The following is an 18,583-nucleotide window of genomic DNA, read 5'->3' on the forward strand; positions in this document are numbered from 1 at the left end:
TTTTATAATATTCAGTTTTTAGTATGCACTAAAGGGAGCTTTACGGTAAATACCGTCTTTCCGGGCTCTGATTCGTAAGAAATCGTTCCGTTATGTTTTTCGACGATCTTCAGGCAAATATCCAGGCCGAGTCCGCTTCCTTCTCCCGGAGGTTTGGTCGTAAAGAACGGATCGAAGATCTTCTCTCGAAGGGAATCCGGAATCCCCGGGCCCGAGTCTTCCACCTGAACTACTGCAAAGCCGTTCTCTTTGTTTCCGCTGATATTGAGTTTGCCGGAATAATTCATCGCTTGGACGGCGTTCATGATGAGGTTTGTCCAAAGATGGAGCAGATCGTCCCGGTAGATCGGAATTTTCGGAAGTTCCTCAAAGTTCACGGAAAGATCCACTCCGTGACGGAACAGGTTTTGATAGAGAGCGAGAACGATTTCCACATTCTCCCGTAAATTCGATTCTTCTAATACGCTTTTGCTTTCAAAATGGGCCAAACTTTTCAACGCGTACAGAATTTTGGAGGACCGTTCGACTGCGGTTTGAATCGTCTGAGAATTTCTTTCCGGTCCCAAAAGATCCGTGATCAATTCCAAAATCGGAATCGCTTCCTTATGTTTGAGAAGTTCGATATATTCCTCTTCTCTTCCGTAAAGACCGCATTCGAGCGCGACCTCGCAGAGTTCGTTGGAAGGGGACGGAATGCCCAGACGTTCGAGATTTGTGCGGACGTCTTTTGCCCTTTTTCTTCTTTCCAGGCCTAAAACAAGATCCGAGTGGGTTGCGGCGATGTCGATTAACGAGGAAATTTGATCTCGTATCCGTTCCGGTAATTTTTTTAAAAGACGGAAATAGTTCTTCGATTTTTCCCGAAAGGATTTGGTGTAGTGTTGTATGTTTTGGTTCGAAGCGAGAATGGCGCCTAACGGGTTGTTGATTTCGTGGGCGATTCCCGAAACGAGTTGTCCTAGGTCCGCAAGTTTTGCCGCCTGAACGAGTTGCGCTTGCGTTTTGGTGAGAGTGTCGATGATTTGTTCGAGTTCTTTCTTTTGATCCTCGATCATCTGATTCTTTTTTGTGATTTCCTCGTTGGCAGTTTTGAGATTTGCGATTTCGTTTTCCGCATTGTAAACGTCAGTCAAATCCGCGCCCGCAGTGATGATGTAATTGGTTCTTCCGTTTTTGTCCTTGATTTCACGGTTTTCCCATTGGATCACTTTCCGTTCTTTGAATTTACCGATCCATTGTTCCTGAGTTTTCGGAAGAAACTTTCCTCGGATCATTCTCAGATACACTTTCTTGATCGATTCCTTTTTATGAGGTTCCACGAAGATGTCCCAGAACGCGTGGCCTTTGACCTCGTCGGAACGATAGCCGAACGCGTTTTCACAGGCTTTGTTGAATCGAAGAATTCTTCCTTCGCGGTCGAGGGCGACGAAAAGAACCCTGGTCGAATCCAAAATCATATTCAGGAAGTTCTTTTCCTCGATGGCGCGTTCTTCGCCTAACTTGCGTTCCGTGATATTCCTTAAGGTGAGAATCCAGAAGTCGCTTCGTTCCGATCGGTTTGAAAAATTCCTGAGAATAACCTCGTAGTACCGAAGTTCTCCTTTGATGAACAACCTCAGATCCGGGATCGAATCGATTTCGTTTCGTTTGTATTTCTCGATCAGATAGTTCAAATCGGGATACACTTCCTTCAGGGTGATCCCCGCGGTGTTCAATTGTCCCAGAAAAAGATTGATCGCCGCCTCGTTGTAATCCAGAATGATATTCGTTTTATCTAATATAAGAATTCCGTCTTGAATCAGATTGAAAACTTTGTCCCTGGCGACGGGAATCAGATCCATCATCTTGAAATAAAAAAGACCGTAAGCCCATACGAGGGAAGTCGCACATCCGGTGATCGGAAACACATCCATATGAGGATTGATGAACGGGAATACACCGGCCACTGTCATCAGACCTCCGAGAAACGGAAAAAGAATTCCCACCAAAAGGAGAGACATCTGCGCTTGGCGAAATCCGGTCAGGGTTAAGAATTTCCAGATGAGAATTCCGATGACGGCTGTTTGAGCTCCTAGATAATAAACGATAAACAACTTCATCCAAGGGCCATAGTCGTATGTGAGCGCTTTCCAAGAAGTATCCGTAAGAAATCGAACATTGGTTCTGATCCATTCGGGATGATAACCGGACCACAAAAGCAGTTCGTTGGAAATCGGAAATAGAACTAGAAGCAGGCTCAAAGGGAAACGATATACGAACGTAAGGGCTGTGATTCTTGGAATAAAAAACGAAATGCCGATTACGATGATGTCGTTTCCGATGAACTGAAAATCGTCCCAGAATAAGATCCAATTTTCGTTTCGGGAAAGAATCTCGAAAAAACTACCTAAGGAATAGAGCGCGAAACCGCATAGAACGAAAAGGAATTCTTTGCTTCCCCGTACTTTAAGATTTTTGTATGTAACGTATAGATTGAAAGAGAAGACAAGGAACGAAAAACCGGAATAGAACGCAAACGGGGACCAGGAAAGGTCCATGGTTTCGTGCAGAGGCGGTAGATTCATTGGCGTTTCGCTCCGGGCAGGCAAAGTGCGACCTTCTCCGGATCGGTTGTAGCCTAAGTCAATTTAGACGACGTGAAAAGTAGAAAAACGATTTCAGTTTAAAAATCCGAATTTTTTATTTTGTTTTTCGATTCTTCCGCCCATTCCATAAAACTTTTCGCGGTTGCAATGCCGAAGTCGAGAGTGATCAGGCTCAATATCTTGTTTACTTTCGGATTTTCATGCTGATCCAAAAAGCCTCGGATGTTCGCATAAATTTCGGTGAGACGTTGCACTTCCTCTTTCGTATGTTGCAGATGTCCTATGAGTATTTCCTTTTCCACGTGATTGCCGAAAAAGAGCTTTAAAAGAAGTTCGTTGCGATAGGGAAAATTTTCGACGGGCTTTTCCAGCCACTCCTTAAGTTCTTTTTTTCCTTTGGGGGTTATCTTGTAGATCGTCGATTCCGGGCCGGTTCGTTTTTTCTCTTTGGACGACTTAAGGCATCCTTCTTTTTCGAGTTGTTTGAGAATCGGATAGATTTGTCCGAAACTTTCCTGCCAGAAAAATCCGATGGTTTGTTCGATGGTTTTTTTGATTTCATAGGCGTTTTTGGGACTTTGTGCTACGATACCCAAGAGCGCATAACGCGTTTTGTTGATACGGGCCATTATTTGGGATTTTGAACCTTATGATTTGAGGAGTTTTGCGATTTCTGATTTAACAATTGAGAATAGAGTTTTTCCGGAAATTTCATGGAAAACCGAGACGGCAAAAATAAGTCGCGCAATCTATAGAATGAGAGATATATCTTTCAGATACTATCTGGTAGATAGAGAGATCAAGCAAAATTTATGATTCCGTAAGATCGGATTTGATGCGAAGCTCAGCGATTTTTTGAATGTGAGCAACTGGTCGCATTCAAGATTCGGTTGGCCGCTGTTTCGAGAAAAATCGGCATGACTTTCGAGTGACTTCTCGTCCATCCGGTAAGTTGAAAAACATCGAAGGAGTTCTTTGGGATCTAAAGGATCGGAAAAAGAGGAATATTCTATCCGAGTTGTCGTGGGGTTTTTGCCGGTTCGGCGCGATCGGATGTTGTCGCACCTGTACGGCGGAGAAAAGAAAAAGCCGGGTTATACCCCGACTTCTTCCGCCGTTTCCGATTCTTCTTCGTCGTTCATCAATTCTTTGAGTTCGTTGTATGCTTTTTCTTTTTCCTGAACTCCGGTCTTTTTGATCGCTTTACGAAGCACGTTTTCCCACTGTTTCGCGGGGAGATTCGCTTGAATATCTTCCAATAATTCCAAGACCGCGATGTCGTCTCCCGTGTTGAAGATTTCGGTCGCGTCATAACGGAAGAGCGCGGACAACTCGTCGATGTAATCTCCTACGCTAGTTCCTTTTCCGGAGGCGAGCCTCTTTTCTTGAAGCTGTGTCTTTTTTTCTGCCTTGCGGAGGTCTCTTTCTCTTCTTTCCAGTTCGGTGCGTTTCATAGAAAAACCCTCAAGTATAGCTGATAAGCCAGTTTTTTACGGGGGCTTTTCATGTATAGGAGATTCCCGGGAAGCCCCCGAGACCGGTTGCAAAAACGCTTGTTATAAATTCCATTCTCTCTGTACTATAGACGGACCGAACAATCGTTATGGGCGTTAGAATCGATATAGGAAGAGAAAATAGGAGAATTTGAAATGGCAACGAGTGCAATCGCAGATACAAAATCGAAAACGAACGGCAATTATATGGGAACCGGTTTCCAAGTGTCGCAAAACCCGGCTACGTTGGAAGAAATCGGAAAAGTTCCGAACACGGATCTGGCAAAAATGCCCGAAATTTTCAATAAAGCCCGCGAGGCCCAAAGAAAGTGGGCTCAGACAAAATTCGCCACCCGCAAAAAGCACATTCTCAAGATGAGAGATTATATCGTGGAACACGCGGAAGAACTCGCGGACATCGTGAGCAAGGATAACGGCAAATCCAGAATGGACGCGCTTGCTACGGAAGTTCTTCCGGCCGCGCTCGCGGCGGACTGGTATGCGAAGAATGCAAGACATCACCTGCAACCGAAAAAACTTCCGATGTCCACATTCTTATTTTTTAATAAGAAGAACGAACTGCATCGCGTTCCGCTCGGCGTCGTCGGAATCATCAGTCCGTGGAATTATCCTCTTTCGATTCCTTTCGGGGAAATCGCGATGGGGTTGATGGCGGGGAATGCGATTCTGTTGAAGGTCGCGCAAGCGACGATTCTCGTGGGTCAAGCGATCGATAAGATCGTCGCCGCCGGAGAATTACCCGAAGGTCTTTTTTATCATATCGTCGGTTCGGGCGGAGCGGTTTCCAAATCCTTCTTTGAAAACAAGATCGATAAGATCTTTTTTACCGGCTCGGTTGCGACCGGAAAAACTTTGATGGCGGCAGCGGCTTCCACCTTAACCCCTTTGTCTTTGGAGCTGGGCGGTAAGGATCCGATGATCGTTTTGGAAGACGCGGATCTCGAACGTGCGGCGAACGGCGCGGCTTGGGCCGGTTACCAAAACGCGGGTCAATCCTGCGGCGGTGTGGAACGCGTGTATGTGCAAGACAAGGTATATGATAAATTCGTAAACTTGCTCGCGGCCAAAACCCGAGCGATTCGCCACGGAGCCGACCGGGATTTCGACGTGGAAATGGGTTCCATGACCACGGAAGAACAACTCAATACGGTAAAACGCCAGGTGGACGGCGCCGTGAAACAAGGCGCTAAGATCGTAGCACAATCGCAGCCGAGCGGTAACACGAAGGGATTCTTTTATCCCGCCACTTTGATGGTGGACGTGAATCACCAGATGGAGTTGATGAAAGAAGAAAATTTCGGTCCGATCATTCCCGTGATGAAATTCAAAACGATCGAAGAGGCGATCGCTCTTGCAAACGATTCTTCGATGGCGCTGACTTCTTCCGTATGGACCAAAAATTTAAGTCTGGGCAAAAAGATCGCGAAAAAACTCGAATCGGGTGCGACGACGATCAACGATCACCTCTATACGCACGGTCAATCCGAAACTCCTTGGGGCGGTTGGAAAGAATCGGGTTTGGGAAGAACCCATTCCGGCCTCGGTTTCGACGAGATGACTCAGCCTAAGCTCGTGAACTGGGACATCATTCCTTCCAAAAGGAATATATGGTGGTATCCGTTTAACAAAACCTCGTACGAAGCGATTCTCGCCGCGATGCGGTTTAACTTTTCCAAGAATCCGATTTCGTTGCTCGTAAACGGAACGAAGCTGACTATCTTCATGATCGGCAAGATGTTCACTTCTTGGAAGGTTTGAATTTCGTTTGAGGATTTATCATCGAACCGGTTTCGTATTTTTCTTTTTTCTCTGCGTTCCTTCGTTTCTGTTTGCGGACACCGTTCTTCTCAAGGACGGAGAGGCTCTTCGAAACGTAAAGGTTACGATGGGAGGAGATGTGATTCTCGTCGAAGACGAATCGGGCAATATTAGAAAAATCGAAACTAGCTCGGTGAAACGGATCGTTATGGCGGAAGTGAAATCGGAATCCGAACCTTCCGCGTCGAACGTTCCGAAAAACCAAGGTTCGAAAAAACCGAATTCTTCAGGGGCCGGTCGAGTTTCTTATTCTTCGGGGGTTTCCTTCTGGGAAAGCCGTATCGCAGAACCGGATCGAATCGGAAATTTTTCGGTTCTTGTTCAGTCGGTGTTTCTTCAGGCGGAAACCCGTTTTGAAGGCAGATATGGAATCACTCTGGGGTTGGAAAATTCCCGTTTCGATTTCCGCAGTTCGTCGAACGCATTCTTGAATCCGAGAGCCGCCGCTTTGGTTTTACCCGGTCCGGATAATATTCAAAAAAATGAATCTTCCACGACTCTTCTGGCGTTGTCCTCGCTTGACGAAGGTTATACGCCGTTTAGAACCTCGAACTCTTTTCGGGTGGAAACGGTTTCTTTTCTACCGGGTTTGAAATATTATCCGATCGATGGGGAGAGATTTTCCTGGTTCGCACAGTTCGCGTTCGGATTCGGACGAAGTTATCGAACCGGAATGTACTCCGATCCGTTTTTTCACGGCACTTTATCGTTGGGAACGGGGGTTCAATGGAACGGCGATTCCATAGTGATCGCTCTCTCGGCTCAAATCAGGAACACGCTTCTTTCCAATTCCAACGTTTCGTATCGTTTTACGGAACCGAGTCTTCAGTTTTCTTTCGGAATCCGAATCTGATCCCGCCGCGGGTCTTGAATTAAGGAAAAATCTTTCGGAAACCTTCCGGAAGATTTCCCAATTTACGAGTTGAGTAATCCATAAAAACCACGCCTGTCTTCGCTTCGCAGATCACTTTGCCGTTGGCCGGTCCGTCCGCGTGCGTCATTCTATAATAGATATCGCAACCGCGCTGATTGAAATCTCCCGCCGTGATTTCCACTCGGACCTTATCCCGAAAGAACGCTTCCGCCTTATAGACGACGGCGATGTCGGTCATGATGATCCCGAGTCCGTCCACGTTGAGTTCGTTGTAGTTGTGTTCCAAAAAGAAACGCGCTCTCGCTTCGTGAAGAAGCGAAATCACGCGGTCGTGTGCGAGATGATCCGCAAAATTGATATCGTAGATTCGAACGTCTAGGTCGACGGACCAGACGAATTTATTCGGGAGTTCCAGTTGAATTCTTGCCATAACTATTCCTGAGTTTCATGTCCTTCCGCTTTCGCTTTTTCCATCGCCTTACGGATAATCTCCGCGGCTTCTTGTTCTCCGTGTTCTTCCTCTTCCCTTGTGAGAGGTTTGTGAGAATTCATATTCTCGATCATCTTGTAATCGTTGATATACGAGGAAACTTTAGAGTATTGCAAATAGAGAAGAATCGCCGCAAAAATCGTAAGTACGATCGCGGTTCTTTGTACGGGCGCTTTGAGATACGAAGTCAACGCGAGGTAGAATAGAATCGGGACGTATGCGGTAAACGCGATTCCGAGTCCGATTCCGAGATACGGATGGATGAGTCCTCCGAAACTCTGTAAAAGCAATGCGACCCAAAAAATTCCGAGAACCGCGGTGCTGGCTCGGAAGTTCGATTTCCAGCTTTTATCTCCGCCGCAAATCCAAGAGAAAAACATATAAAGAAAACCTAAAGTAGGGAATACGATAAAACTCGCGAGAAAGTAGGCGAGCGGCATTTCCAATAATAAGAAGGAGAGGGGAGGATTGGAAAAACCGTCCGGCGTCAAGACGGTCATGCTGAGTACGGCGATCCCGTATAAGAAGCCCATAAAAATCAGGGAACGCAGATATAACGGAATCAGAGATTCTTCCGGGGTTTTGGAAAGTTCTTTGAAAAATGAAACCGGTCTGATCAATACGTCCCGCGCTTCTTCCAGGACGGTTAAGAATGAAAAAGAAAATTGAAACATGAAATCTCCGCTTTCGCACAGAATCGAACGCAAAAGCGGGATTGCAAGTGGTAAATTTGGATTCCACGGGCGACCCTCTTTAACTCGGCGGAACGCTTTCTACGAATCGCGTTCTAGATCGCTCGTTATCGATCTTTTGATCACAAAGAGCGTCTTACTTCGGATGATTGTTCGTCGCGTGGTTCGGGTGTTCCACTTTGCTGACACCCTGCATATATTCTTCCAAATACGTGTGATCCGTATAATCGAGCATCTTCGTAAAATGAACGTGATCTCTTTCGTAACCGAGAATCGTTTCCAACGTTTTGAAGATGTTGAGTCCTGCGCTGATCTCGATGTCGCTTCCTCGGAACTGAAGGGGATGTTCGTAGCCCGCTGCGTGCGTTACGGACAAAACTTCTTTGCGGAGTCCTTTGATGTAATTCGCGTTCCGTTCCGCTTTGAGATCCACATCGAGCCCGGCCTGTAGCCAGCGGTTCTGCGTCGCGACTCCTGCGGGACAATGGTCCGTATGACAACGCTGCGCTTGAATGCAGCCGATGGACATCATCGCTTCCCGTGCTACGTTGATGAGATCGCATCCCATCGCGAAGGCTACGATGGCTCTATCAGGAAATCCTAATTTACCGCTTCCGATCCAAGCCATTCTTTCGGAGAGTTTTTCCTTTTGAAAGATCTGATACACTCGCGCGAACCCAACCTTGAACGGAAGGGAGACGTGATCGGCAAAAGCGAGGGGAGCCGCTCCGGTTCCTCCTTCTCCGCCGTCGATCGTGATAAAATCGGGTCCTTTGTTGGTTTGTTTCATCCGTTCCGCGAGTTCGTTCCAAAAATGAATTTCACCGATCGCACTTTTGATTCCCACCGGAAGTCCGCTCGCGGAATGAAGGCGTTCGATAAAGTCGATCAATTCGCTCACCGTTCCGAATTCGGAATGCGCGTTAGGCGAAACACAATCTTGTCCGGCCGGAACTCCTCGAATCGCCGCGATTTGTTTCGTGACTTTTTTCCCGGGGAGAATTCCTCCTTTGCCCGGTTTTGCGCCTTGCGAAAGTTTGATTTCGATCATTCTTATTTGGGGGTTTTCGTGAATCTTTTGTCCGAAAAGATCCAAGGAAAATTTTCCGTTCGCGTCTCTCGCGCCGAAGTAACCGGTTCCGATCTGCCAGACGATATCGCCGCCTAACTGGTGATAGGGGCTGATCCCGCCTTCTCCCGTGTTCTGATAACAATGCGCCATCATCGCGCCCTTGTTCAAAGCGGAGACTGCGTTCTTCCCGAGTGAGCCGTACGACATCGCGGAGATGTTCACTACGGAAGGAGGACGAAACGGTTTTTTGCGATTGTGAAATTCTCCGATGACTTTGAGACAGGGGATCATGGAAGAATCGTTTTTTAAATGTTTTACCTTGGATTCGGGAAACGGAAACGCGCTGTGTTTGATGATCGGATAACCGGCTTCGTATAAAAGTTCGGTCGTTCCGAATCCGAAGTTGTTGTTTTGTTTTTTTGCGGTCGCATAAACCCAGGAACGTTCCGCGCGATTGAACGGCATTTCTTCTTTGTCGTTCGCGACCCAGTATTGCCTTAGCTCCGGTCCGATCGTTTCAAAGAGATATCGGATTCTTCCCACAAGAGGAAAGTTATGTTTGATTGCATGCCTTCTTTGAACGATGTCGTGAACGAGAGCGATGAGTGTGTATGTTCCCATCGCGTAAAAAAAAGAAGACCAAGGATTTTCCGAAATGAACTGCAAGATCGTAGAATAGCCTGGAATTTGCATCCGGCAATTCTGCACCTTTTGAAAAGGTTAAGCAAGAAATATTTTTACTAAACGGAGGAATCTTCCTTGTGTTTGTAAACGAATTCTTTGGAGAATTCTCCCCGTTTGTTCATCTTGGCTCCGATAAAATGAGATCCGTCTTGTAATACGAAGCTGTTGCTTTTCACCCAATCCCCCGTGTTGACGATTCTTAAATGAGGAATACAAAGAAAATCGTGTGTGTGACCCGAAATCAAAAGTCGATCTCCTTGGTGCGTGATTCTAGATAGACGTTCGTAATACCGCAGAATCTCTTCGGTCGTAGTAGGGTCCTGTCTGTTCAGGTGTTTTTGATAGAACGCTTCCGAATAACGGAAAAGGTTGGGAATCAGTACGGCAATCGCATGCAAAAAACGTAATAGAAAAATCGACCCGATCCAGGTGAACCGGTTGTATTGTCCCTGATGGCCGTGCACCGCAATCAGGGTTTCGTTTTCGGTTTTTTCGCAGACTTGCCAATCCCGTTCCTTTAGATACTTTTCTATCTTGGGAGGAAGGCTCATCAGATACGAAGTCGAGTCGTGATTTCCTACGATGTAGATTTTGTCGCCGCCACGGACCGATAAAGAGTCGAGTCTGTCGAAGAGTTTGTTGAATTTCTTTTTACTGCGGCGGAGTTTGCGAGATGCGCTGAAAAACCAATTCTCGATGATGTCGCCCACGAGGTAGATCGTTTGAAAGCGGACGTTCTTTTTTTCGAGATGATCCAGGAACTGAAAGAGTTCTTTGTGTTTGTGGGATTTTATTTTTTTATTGAGAAGGTAGTGAACGTCCGAAAGAAAAATTCCTTCATAAACTTTGTCCCTTTCAAATTTCATCGGAAAGTCGTTTCAAAATCAATTTGACGAAAAACGACGTTTTCGTCAAACGATTCCGATGCGATTCTTTCGTATAAAAAATAAAATTCGATGACAAATACCGCGCCGTTTCCGCGTTTCTTTTTTAAAGAATCTTAAACCGTTCCAACGCTTCTCGTTCGAGTTTTTCTCTGTGATCGGGATGAGCGATCTCGATTAAGGCTTTTGCCCTTTGTCGTAAATTCTTCCCGTATAAATTCGCGATTCCGTATTCGGTCACGATGTAGTGAACGTGCGCGCGTGTTGTGACCACGTTGGCGCCGGGTTTCAACATCGGAACGATTCTGGATTCTCCCTTGGAAGTGGAAGAGGGTAAGGCGATGATGGGTTTGCCTCGTTCCGAAAGGGAGGCGCCTCGGATAAAATCCATCTGACCTCCGACTCCGGAATATTGTCTTGTTCCGATCGTGTCCGCACAAACTTGTCCGGTCAGATCCACTTCCACCGCGGAATTGATCGCCGTGACTTTCGGATTTTTTCTTATCACGTGGGGATCGTTGATATAACCGATATCGAGCATCGCAACTTCCGGATTGTCGTCGATAAAGTCGTAGAGTTTGCGGGTTCCCATCACGAAGCCGGAAACGATTTTTCCGGGATGTTTCTTTTTATGAATTCCGGTGATGATTCCTTTTTGAACGAGTTCCATCACTCCGTCCGAAAACATCTCCGTATGAATTCCCAAATCTTTGTGAGAAGTCAGGCACGTTAGGACCGCATTGGGGATCGCTCCGATTCCCATTTGCAACGTCGCTCCGTCTTCCACAAGAGAGGCCACGTTTTTTCCGATCGAGAGTTCAACTTCGGACGGCGTTTCGGAAACGTGTTCGTACAACGTTTGATGTCCTTCCACCAAAGAATGAATTCTGTCGACGTGGATGATTCCGTCTCCGTGTGTGCGGGGCATGTTTTCGTTGACTTGCGCGATCACTATCTTTGCGGTTTCCACGGCGGCCTTGCTGATGTCCACGGAAACTCCGAGAGAACAATAGCCGTGTTTATCGGGAGGGGAAACCTGTACCAAGGCGACGTCCAAAGGAAGAATTCCGTTGCGGAACAACAAAGGGCATTCGCTTAAGAAAATCGGAATATAATCGGCCCGTCCTTCCTCCACGGCCTTGCGCATATTGGCAGCGACGAACAAAGCGTTCGTAAAGAATTTTCCCTCCATTCCCGGTTTTGCATAAGGAGCGTCTCCTTCGGTATGAAGGTGAATCATTTCCACGTTAGACAACTCGCCGGCTCGGGCGGTCAACGCTTCGATCAAAAGAGTCGGAACGGCCGCCACGCTGTGAACGAAAACTCTTTGACCCGCTTTGACGGAGGAAAGGGCCGAATTTGCGGAAATAAATTTAACTTTCATATGGTGGATTTCCTTTTTTGTGAGGATTCTTTTGCGGGAATTCCAGTCGTTCAATCCATTTTTCCCGTTTTTCTATCTACAGGAAACTGACATTTCTCATGCTATCCAATATCTATGTCTTCCCACCCTTCTCGCAACATTCATGTAAAATCCGAACCGATGCTGATCTTCGTATTAGCGGCCGTTCAATTCACTCACATTCTCGACTTCGTAATCATGATGCCTCTCGGAAGCTACTTTCAAGAAGCGTTTCATATCAATCCGAGAGAATTCTCCTTTCTGATTTCTGCATATACATACAGCGCGTTCGCGGCGGGAATCGTAGGCGCTCTTTTTATCGATCGTTTCAACCGAAAGTCCGCCGCAATTTTCTTATATACCGGTTTTATCGTAGGCACCGCGTTCTGTGCCGTTGCCGATTCGTACATTCTTCTTTTATTGGCGAGAATCATTTCCGGAGCGTTCGGAGGAATTCTGAGTTCCGTCATCTTTGCGATCGTAGGAGACGTGATCGCGATGGAAAGAAGGGGAAGGGCGACCGGCGCGATCATGGGAGCGTTTTCCGTTTCTTCCGTGATCGGGATTCCGTTGGGTTTGAAAGTCGCCGAATTTTACGGATGGAACATGTCCTTTGCGGGAATCGTTTTATTGAGTCTTCCGATTCTGGTTCTGATGTATTATCATCTTCCGAGCATTCCTCCGTTTCAATCCGCGGGAGACAATCCGATTCAAAACTTCATCCGGATTCTCACATACAAACGATACATGGCTTCGTATATGCTTATCATGTTCGTGATCCTCGGCGGTTTTACCGTCATTCCGTTTATCGCGCCTTATATGGAGCGGAACGTGGGAATTCCCAAAGAGAATATCTCTTGGATTTATTTCTTCGGCGGGCTTGTGACCTTCTTTTCTTCGAGACTGGTCGGGATCGCTTCCGACAAGATCGGAAAACACAAGGTATTCTATATTCTGGTTCCGTTATCCTTTATTCCGATTTTTATCATGACCAATCTCGGTAAGGCCGATCTCGTAACGGTGGTGACGTTGACGACCGCCTTTATGGTGATCGTATCGGGAAGATGGATTCCCGCCTTGGCTTTGATCACATCCACGACCGAGCCGAAGGACCGGGGACGTTTTATGACGGTGATCTCCGCGTTGCAAAACCTGGCTTCGGGACTCGGGGCTACGATCGGGGGGAGCATTTTGGTTGCGGCGACTCCGACCGCTCCGTATCAAAACTACGAGGTGGCCGGTTTTCTTGCAATGGGGTTTAACGTGATCGCGATGATATTGATTTCCAGAGTGAAGGCAGTTTCGTAAATCATTTGTTGATTCTTTGTTGCGCGCCGCCGAAGGCGGCGCGAATCGCGGCTTTTGCCGAATGTCGTCGATGAAAGCGCGGTGTCCGCTCGATGCTCCTTTCAGGAAAGAAAATTCTCAAAAAAATCGCTCTGTTCTTGACATTTTAATGAGACAGAATATTCTGCGGCCACACGAAAAGGAGGTGGTCTAGTGAATGATAGTTGTTGTAAACAATTGACCGGTGAGGTGGCTGAGCAATAGCCCGGGTTTCACTTGCAATACAGCCGTAGTCGGGACATTGCAATCCAATCAGACCGCTGACCTTTCTGAGTTTCGAGAACTGGTCATTCTCGAGCTTCCGATCTCGACAGATGGATGTCGACGAAACGATGCAGTCGCTCAGGAGGTTTCCCTCTTTCGAAAAAATCTGTCCCTTTGAGTTTCACTCGACAAACCGAAAATTCTTCACATTTTTTAAACCCTTTGAGATTCAGGTAGAATGAAACGTGCCCTTATTTTATCCGGAGGCGGAGCCAGAGGCGCTTACCAAGCGGGCGTTCTCCGTTATTTGGAAGAAATCCAATTCAAACCGGATATCATCTGCGGAACTTCCGTAGGAGCGATTACCGCTACCGCGATGGGTTGCGGGATGAACGCGATGGAAATCACGAAGTTGTGGAAGTCCATCGAAGCGAAGAAGGTGATGCGTTATTCGATTTGGAACGATCTTGTCGACATCTTCGTCAAAAGCTATTCTCCTTTAACCGATACGACTCCTCTCAAAAATCTTTTGTATTCTCATCTCGACTTCCGCAAGTTGCGGAAGAATCCCGTGGAAGTCATTATCACGGCGGTCAACATTCTCACCGCGGAACTCGTATTTTTTAGAAACAAGGAAATCGACATCGAACATGTGATGGCTTCTTCGGCGATTCCGATGTTCTTCCCTTGGCAATACGTCGACGGAAAACCTCACTGGGACGGGGGAGTTATGGCAAACACCCCGATCCTTCCGGCGGTCGAACGGGGCGCGACGGATATCGTCGTAGTCCTTCTTTCACCCGTCGGGGGAATCGACATGGGTTTGCCGAAAACGAGACGGGAAGGTTTGGAACGCGTATTCGAGCTTTCGCTCATCGGTTCGTATCAAACCGTGATGTCAAACTTGAACTTCGAGAAAAAAAAGAGAAAGAGAAAGAAGTCCAGACTTTCCTCCCTTCTCTCCATCCCCAGCGCCGATCGGCCCGAGTTGAAAATTCGTACGATCGGACCGAGAACCTCGCTCGGATTCGGAAGTATTTTGAACTTCTCGCAGGTGCAGGCGGATTATCTGATCAGCCGCGGCTACGAGGACGCGAGAATTCAATTCGGAGAATATTAGAATATTATGGAAGAATTATTCGTTAAGAACGGACATTTCACCGGAAAAGACGGAGCGATCTATCAGTTGAGAGGAGTGAATCTTTCCGGTTCGGCAAAACTTCCCTCCAAACCGGACGGAACCACACACTTCGATCAGACCTTAACCTTCTTCAATCATAGAAACGTTTCGTTCGTGGGAAGACCTCTCGAAGAGGATCAGGCTGCGGAACACTTCGATCGTCTCCGCAAATGGGGATTCAATTTTTTGCGGTTTCTCATAACGTGGGAAGGAATCGAACACAAGGGTCCCGGAAAATACGACACGGAATACGTCGATTACGTGGAGAGAATGGTCGCACTCGCGGCTCAAAAAGGATTGTATCTGTTTATCGATCCGCATCAGGACGTATGGTCCCGATTTACCGGAGGAGACGGAGCGCCCGGCTGGACCTTGGAGGAACTGGGAATGGATATTTCCAAGATCCGCGATTCGGAAACCGCGATCGTACATCATCATCACGGAAGAAATTACCGAAGAATGTCGTGGCCTCTCAACTATCAGAAATACGCGTGCGCCACGATGTTCACTTTGTTTTTCGGAGGAAGGGAATTCGCACCCGATACGAAGATCGGCGGCAAAAACGCGCAGGACTTTTTACAGGATCATTACATCGAATCCGTACTCAAAATCGTACGTAAACTCAAGAAGTATAAAAACGTAGTCGGCTTCGACTCGTTAAACGAACCGTCTCCCGGTTGGATCGGTAAAAAGAATCTCGGAGAATTCGACGGATTCGGATTCGGTAAGGTGATCAAAACCTCTCCGTTTAAGGAAATGTATCTTTCCGAAGGACGCGCGGTTTCGGCGGAACAAGCGTATATGCTCGGTTTTTGGAGTTTGCCTTGGGGGAAGGTTCGGTTGAACAACGGCGGAATTCCTCTTTGGAAGCGCGGGCATCAGTGTATCTGGAGAAATCACGGTGTTTGGGACTACGATCCGAACGGAGCGCCTATGATGCTTCGTCCCGAATATTTTTACAAAAAGAACGGGAGAAAATACGAATTCTATTCCGACTTCATGCAGCCGTTCATCAGGAAGTTCAAGGAACGAGTGCAGAAGGTGGAAAGTCGGTTTCATATCTTTATCGAAAGCGACCCGTCCCGACTCGAACTCGAATGGAAGGAAACTCCGAAAAAGAATCACGGTTCGATCGTGAACGCAACGCATTGGTACGATATTTCCGTGCTGATGCTCAAACGGTATTATCCCTGGTTCGGGGTTCATGTATTTAAGCAAAAACCTATATTCGGAAAAGAAAATATAGACAAGGCCTACGAAGAGACGATCCGTATGATCCGCGAAATGTCCGAACGACACATGGGTAACTGTCCGACCGTGATCGGGGAAACCGGAATTCCGATGGATTTGAATCAGCGCGCGGCCTATCTCAAAAAAGACTACGGAGTTTTGGAAAAAGCGCTGGATCGGGTCATGAAGGCCGTGGAAAAAAATTTCGTGCATCTTGCGTTGTGGAATTATACGCCCGATCATACGCATAGTTTGGGCGATCGTTGGAACGAAGAGGATCTTTCGATTTACTCGATGGACACTCCGACTGCTTACGATGAAGACGGAGGAAGGGCGGTACGGGCTTTCAGTCGTCCGTATCCGATTCGAACGAAAGGATTGCCGATCGCATTGACCTTCGATATGGAACGATCCTTGTTCAAATATTCGTTTCGGCAGGAAGGGGAATTGTTTCCGGAAACCGAAATCTTTATCCCCGAGATTCATTATAAAACCGGGTTTGAGGTATTGGTTAATGCGGGTACGTATCAATATGATTCCCGCGCCAAAATATTAAAATTTAAGGGAGAAAAAGGAATTCAACATTATGGAATAACTATTCTCCCGTCTAAAAAATCACTTTTCAGGGAACAAGATCGGGTTAAAGTGGTTCCCAATACTCAAAAGAGGAAGATTAGATGAAAAAAGTTCTCATGATTTCCCTAAGCGCTCTTGCAGTTCTTTCATTAACTGTAATGTGCGGCGGACCAAAACATTCAGCGGAAGAGTGTGCTCCTATCGTTGAAGAAATGTTAACCAATCTGACTGCTGGACAAAAAGCGGATGATACTGCAAATATCGCGACTATGAAAGCGACCTTGGTTCCCGTATTACAAAAAGAATGTATGTCCGGAAAATTCGACCTCACTTGTCTTAAGTCTGCAAAAAGTATTCCTGCAATCCAGGCTTGTAAGAAATAAGATTTTTCCTACTTCTCGCCTCGCTTGTCCGATTTCGGTCGGGCGGGGTGCTGAACTCCTATAACGATCGGCTTAAATTCTTTTCGGTTTAATTTCTCCGCCGCACCCTCCCTCGGTTTGGGCGCTCCTGCTCGAGTTCGGCTTCCAACAATACTTTTCTTAAAAATCGCAGGCCAGGCTTGTTCCGCGCTGCGGCTATCGCCTTCGGTCGTCTCGAACGAGCCGACTGCTTCGCACGCTCCACATCCTTAGCGCTAGATTACCGACGAACTTACCGTTGTAAAAGTAAACCGTGGTTGATACGATTTACTTTTGTTTCCCGTGATTCGAATCGGAGAGATTCGGATTTTATTCATCCATCAGAAAAAAACCTTCTTCGTCGGAATAACAACCGTGTTCCCGATACGGTCCCGAAGGATAAAAGTGAATCTTCTGCGCGTATCTTCTCCCGATCTTTAGGCAACTCATACAAATATCCCAACGAATCGCCCAATCACATTCTTCCTTTCGAAATGATGGAAAGACGCGGAGGAGCGGTTTTGTTTCGGCTTGTTCTCGTTGTTGCTGTTTTTCTTGGGAAAAAAGAGACGAGTGAGTTCCTGTCCCGGTCCCGTGGAACAATCCGAAGACCAAAACGATTTCCCCCCAAACGAAAATCGATAAAAGAAACGTTCGAATTTGTAGAATCATTTTGGTTTGGTTGGAATCCCGCCGCCGAAATTTTCGAAGTCGAATTCGACGAAGGAGCGCCTAAGATTTTTATCGAAAAAAAGGGGCGATTTTGGAAGTAGAAAATGCGGTTTTTCTTGTTAATGCGGGCTCGGCTTTCGTTTGAAAGAACCGTGTTTTGATATGGGAAATATCATCTTGGCTGAAACCCAAAAAGTTCGAAAACGTTGGATCGTCGACGGTGAATCAAGCGTGGAAACGTTTTTGATTCCCGAACGCTACTGGACTGGATTGAATGAGAAAGATCGGAAGAATTTGCCGAAACGGATTCCGACGCTGATCCGTAGATATGCAAAGTATATCGTAGCGATGCCGCGTTTGAATTCTAAACCGGGAAAGACGATGTATCAGAAAGATCAAGGTCCTTTGATCCGAATGAATATTAGAATGGGAACTGGAATCGTTTCCATTCTCGCTTCGTTTGCGGCCTCTCACGGAGTGTCCCGCTGTTTTTTAGTGAATTATCTGCTTTGGTTGGAAGAGATCGGAGTCGGGAATTCTATTGTGGAAACGGTTTCTGTGGGAACTCCCACCTTTCACGATGTCTACAGGAATATTCTGACCCTCGATTTCAACTCCAACACGGTTACTCGCGAATTTCAATTCGAACCGAACCCAATTTACGCACAGGATTTGGACTATCGGAATTATTTTTCTCGAAAAATCTTCGAAGATAACTAATTCCAATCAAACGCGAATACGCACACACTGAATTCTTAAATAGGTCCAATGGGGGAGGATGTTTTTTTGCGGTTTACGCATGTCCACATGACGATTCCGAAAAGAAATCATTGCAATTCGCTGTAAATCATACAAAGATAACACTGTATCGCACGAACCCCATACGAATACAAAGGAATAATTCGGCTTTATGAAAGACGAACATATATTAGTACATAGTAAAATTATAAAATATCTT

General features: G+C 46.6%; 16 protein-coding genes. 7 read left to right on the forward strand and 9 right to left on the reverse strand.

Annotated features, from left to right (window positions below; genetic code table 11):
* Positions 1–11: 11 nt before the first annotated feature.
* From LFX17_RS18990 to LFX17_RS19000, 3 genes are all read right to left on the reverse strand, one after another.
* A complete protein-coding gene (locus LFX17_RS18990; RefSeq protein WP_238748330.1) occupies positions 12–2,564 on the reverse strand; it encodes a histidine kinase N-terminal 7TM domain-containing protein in 2,553 nt (850 codons plus the stop codon).
* Positions 2,565–2,662: 98 nt separating this feature from the next.
* The gene (locus LFX17_RS18995) at positions 2,663–3,214 is read right to left on the reverse strand and encodes a PadR family transcriptional regulator (protein WP_238731767.1); all 552 of its coding nucleotides are present in this window, start codon (positions 3,212–3,214) and stop codon (positions 2,663–2,665) included.
* A gap of 465 nt (positions 3,215–3,679) precedes the next feature.
* The gene (locus tag LFX17_RS19000; protein ID WP_238731768.1) at positions 3,680–4,039 is read right to left on the reverse strand and encodes an LB_289 family protein; all 360 of its coding nucleotides are present in this window, start codon (positions 4,037–4,039) and stop codon (positions 3,680–3,682) included.
* 195 nt (positions 4,040–4,234) lie between these two features.
* Between LFX17_RS19000 and LFX17_RS19005 the strand changes: the two genes are divergently transcribed.
* Positions 4,235–5,857 (forward strand): aldehyde dehydrogenase family protein, encoded by a 1,623-nt coding sequence (locus LFX17_RS19005; protein ID WP_238748339.1) that lies wholly within the window; start codon positions 4,235–4,237, stop codon positions 5,855–5,857.
* Between the two features lie 7 nt (positions 5,858–5,864).
* Entirely contained in the window at positions 5,865–6,770 is a 906-nt protein-coding gene (locus LFX17_RS19010) for an LA_0442/LA_0875 N-terminal domain-containing protein (protein ID WP_238748361.1), read from the forward strand.
* A 19-nt stretch (positions 6,771–6,789) separates the two neighbouring features.
* Here the strand turns inward: LFX17_RS19010 and LFX17_RS19015 are convergent, their stop codons facing one another.
* From LFX17_RS19015 to LFX17_RS19035, 5 genes are all read right to left on the reverse strand, one after another.
* A complete protein-coding gene (locus tag LFX17_RS19015; protein WP_238731771.1) occupies positions 6,790–7,221 on the reverse strand; it encodes an acyl-CoA thioesterase in 432 nt (143 codons plus the stop codon).
* A gap of 2 nt (positions 7,222–7,223) precedes the next feature.
* Positions 7,224–7,955, reverse strand: coding sequence for a Yip1 family protein (locus tag LFX17_RS19020; RefSeq protein ID WP_238748363.1), 732 nt, complete (start codon positions 7,953–7,955; stop codon positions 7,224–7,226).
* A gap of 154 nt (positions 7,956–8,109) precedes the next feature.
* Entirely contained in the window at positions 8,110–9,738 is a 1,629-nt protein-coding gene (locus tag LFX17_RS19025) for an FMN-binding glutamate synthase family protein (RefSeq protein ID WP_238731773.1), read from the reverse strand.
* A gap of 47 nt (positions 9,739–9,785) precedes the next feature.
* Positions 9,786–10,595 carry a UDP-2,3-diacylglucosamine diphosphatase gene (locus LFX17_RS19030; protein ID WP_238748371.1) on the reverse strand — a complete coding sequence of 270 codons (810 nt, stop codon included), beginning with the start codon at positions 10,593–10,595 and terminating at the stop codon, positions 9,786–9,788.
* A 124-nt stretch (positions 10,596–10,719) separates the two neighbouring features.
* Positions 10,720–11,997: an acetyl-CoA hydrolase/transferase family protein gene (locus tag LFX17_RS19035; RefSeq protein ID WP_238731775.1), complete on the reverse strand. Its 1,278-nt coding sequence runs from the start codon at positions 11,995–11,997 to the stop codon at positions 10,720–10,722.
* A gap of 114 nt (positions 11,998–12,111) precedes the next feature.
* Here LFX17_RS19035 and LFX17_RS19040 point away from each other — a divergent pair, with 114 nt between their 5' ends.
* From LFX17_RS19040 to LFX17_RS19055, 4 genes are all read left to right on the forward strand, one after another.
* A complete protein-coding gene (locus LFX17_RS19040) occupies positions 12,112–13,323 on the forward strand; it encodes an MFS transporter (RefSeq protein WP_238731776.1) in 1,212 nt (403 codons plus the stop codon).
* A 481-nt stretch (positions 13,324–13,804) separates the two neighbouring features.
* A complete protein-coding gene (locus LFX17_RS19045; protein ID WP_135780171.1) occupies positions 13,805–14,686 on the forward strand; it encodes a patatin-like phospholipase family protein in 882 nt (293 codons plus the stop codon).
* Positions 14,687–14,692: 6 nt separating this feature from the next.
* On the forward strand, positions 14,693–16,657 hold the full coding sequence (locus LFX17_RS19050; protein ID WP_238731777.1) for a glycoside hydrolase family 5 protein: 1,965 nt from the start codon (positions 14,693–14,695) through the stop codon (positions 16,655–16,657).
* Positions 16,654–16,935, forward strand: a complete 282-nt coding sequence (locus LFX17_RS19055) for a TIGR04454 family lipoprotein (protein WP_100764322.1) — start codon at positions 16,654–16,656, stop codon at positions 16,933–16,935. Before LFX17_RS19050 ends, LFX17_RS19055 begins: the two co-directional genes overlap by 4 nt.
* A gap of 348 nt (positions 16,936–17,283) precedes the next feature.
* On the opposite strand, the gene LFX17_RS19060 is transcribed toward LFX17_RS19055, so the two are convergent.
* A complete protein-coding gene (locus tag LFX17_RS19060) occupies positions 17,284–17,625 on the reverse strand; it encodes a hypothetical protein (protein WP_406600545.1) in 342 nt (113 codons plus the stop codon).
* A gap of 162 nt (positions 17,626–17,787) precedes the next feature.
* Here LFX17_RS19060 and LFX17_RS19065 point away from each other — a divergent pair, with 162 nt between their 5' ends.
* Positions 17,788–18,345: a DUF1564 domain-containing protein gene (locus tag LFX17_RS19065; protein ID WP_238731778.1), complete on the forward strand. Its 558-nt coding sequence runs from the start codon at positions 17,788–17,790 to the stop codon at positions 18,343–18,345.
* The last annotated feature ends 238 nt before the right edge of the window (positions 18,346–18,583 follow it).

The organism is Leptospira sanjuanensis, assembly GCF_022267375.1.
Classification (GTDB): Bacteria; Spirochaetota; Leptospiria; order Leptospirales; family Leptospiraceae; genus Leptospira; species Leptospira sanjuanensis.

Coding starts and splice junctions, on each gene's coding strand:
- LFX17_RS18990 (WP_238748330.1), bottom strand. CDS start 2,564: ATGAATCTACCGCCTCTGCACGAAACCATGGACCTTTCCTGGTCCCCG.
- LFX17_RS18995 (WP_238731767.1), bottom strand. CDS start 3,214: ATGGCCCGTATCAACAAAACGCGTTATGCGCTCTTGGGTATCGTAGCA.
- LFX17_RS19000 (WP_238731768.1), bottom strand. CDS start 4,039: ATGAAACGCACCGAACTGGAAAGAAGAGAAAGAGACCTCCGCAAGGCA.
- LFX17_RS19005 (WP_238748339.1), top strand. CDS start 4,235: ATGGCAACGAGTGCAATCGCAGATACAAAATCGAAAACGAACGGCAAT.
- LFX17_RS19015 (WP_238731771.1), bottom strand. CDS start 7,221: ATGGCAAGAATTCAACTGGAACTCCCGAATAAATTCGTCTGGTCCGTC.
- LFX17_RS19020 (WP_238748363.1), bottom strand. CDS start 7,955: ATGTTTCAATTTTCTTTTTCATTCTTAACCGTCCTGGAAGAAGCGCGG.
- LFX17_RS19025 (WP_238731773.1), bottom strand. CDS start 9,738: ATGCAAATTCCAGGCTATTCTACGATCTTGCAGTTCATTTCGGAAAAT.
- LFX17_RS19030 (WP_238748371.1), bottom strand. CDS start 10,595: ATGAAATTTGAAAGGGACAAAGTTTATGAAGGAATTTTTCTTTCGGAC.
- LFX17_RS19035 (WP_238731775.1), bottom strand. CDS start 11,997: ATGAAAGTTAAATTTATTTCCGCAAATTCGGCCCTTTCCTCCGTCAAA.
- LFX17_RS19040 (WP_238731776.1), top strand. CDS start 12,112: ATGTCTTCCCACCCTTCTCGCAACATTCATGTAAAATCCGAACCGATG.
- LFX17_RS19045 (WP_135780171.1), top strand. CDS start 13,805: ATGAAACGTGCCCTTATTTTATCCGGAGGCGGAGCCAGAGGCGCTTAC.
- LFX17_RS19050 (WP_238731777.1), top strand. CDS start 14,693: ATGGAAGAATTATTCGTTAAGAACGGACATTTCACCGGAAAAGACGGA.
- LFX17_RS19055 (WP_100764322.1), top strand. CDS start 16,654: ATGAAAAAAGTTCTCATGATTTCCCTAAGCGCTCTTGCAGTTCTTTCA.
- LFX17_RS19060 (WP_406600545.1), bottom strand. CDS start 17,625: ATGATTCTACAAATTCGAACGTTTCTTTTATCGATTTTCGTTTGGGGG.
- LFX17_RS19065 (WP_238731778.1), top strand. CDS start 17,788: ATGGGAAATATCATCTTGGCTGAAACCCAAAAAGTTCGAAAACGTTGG.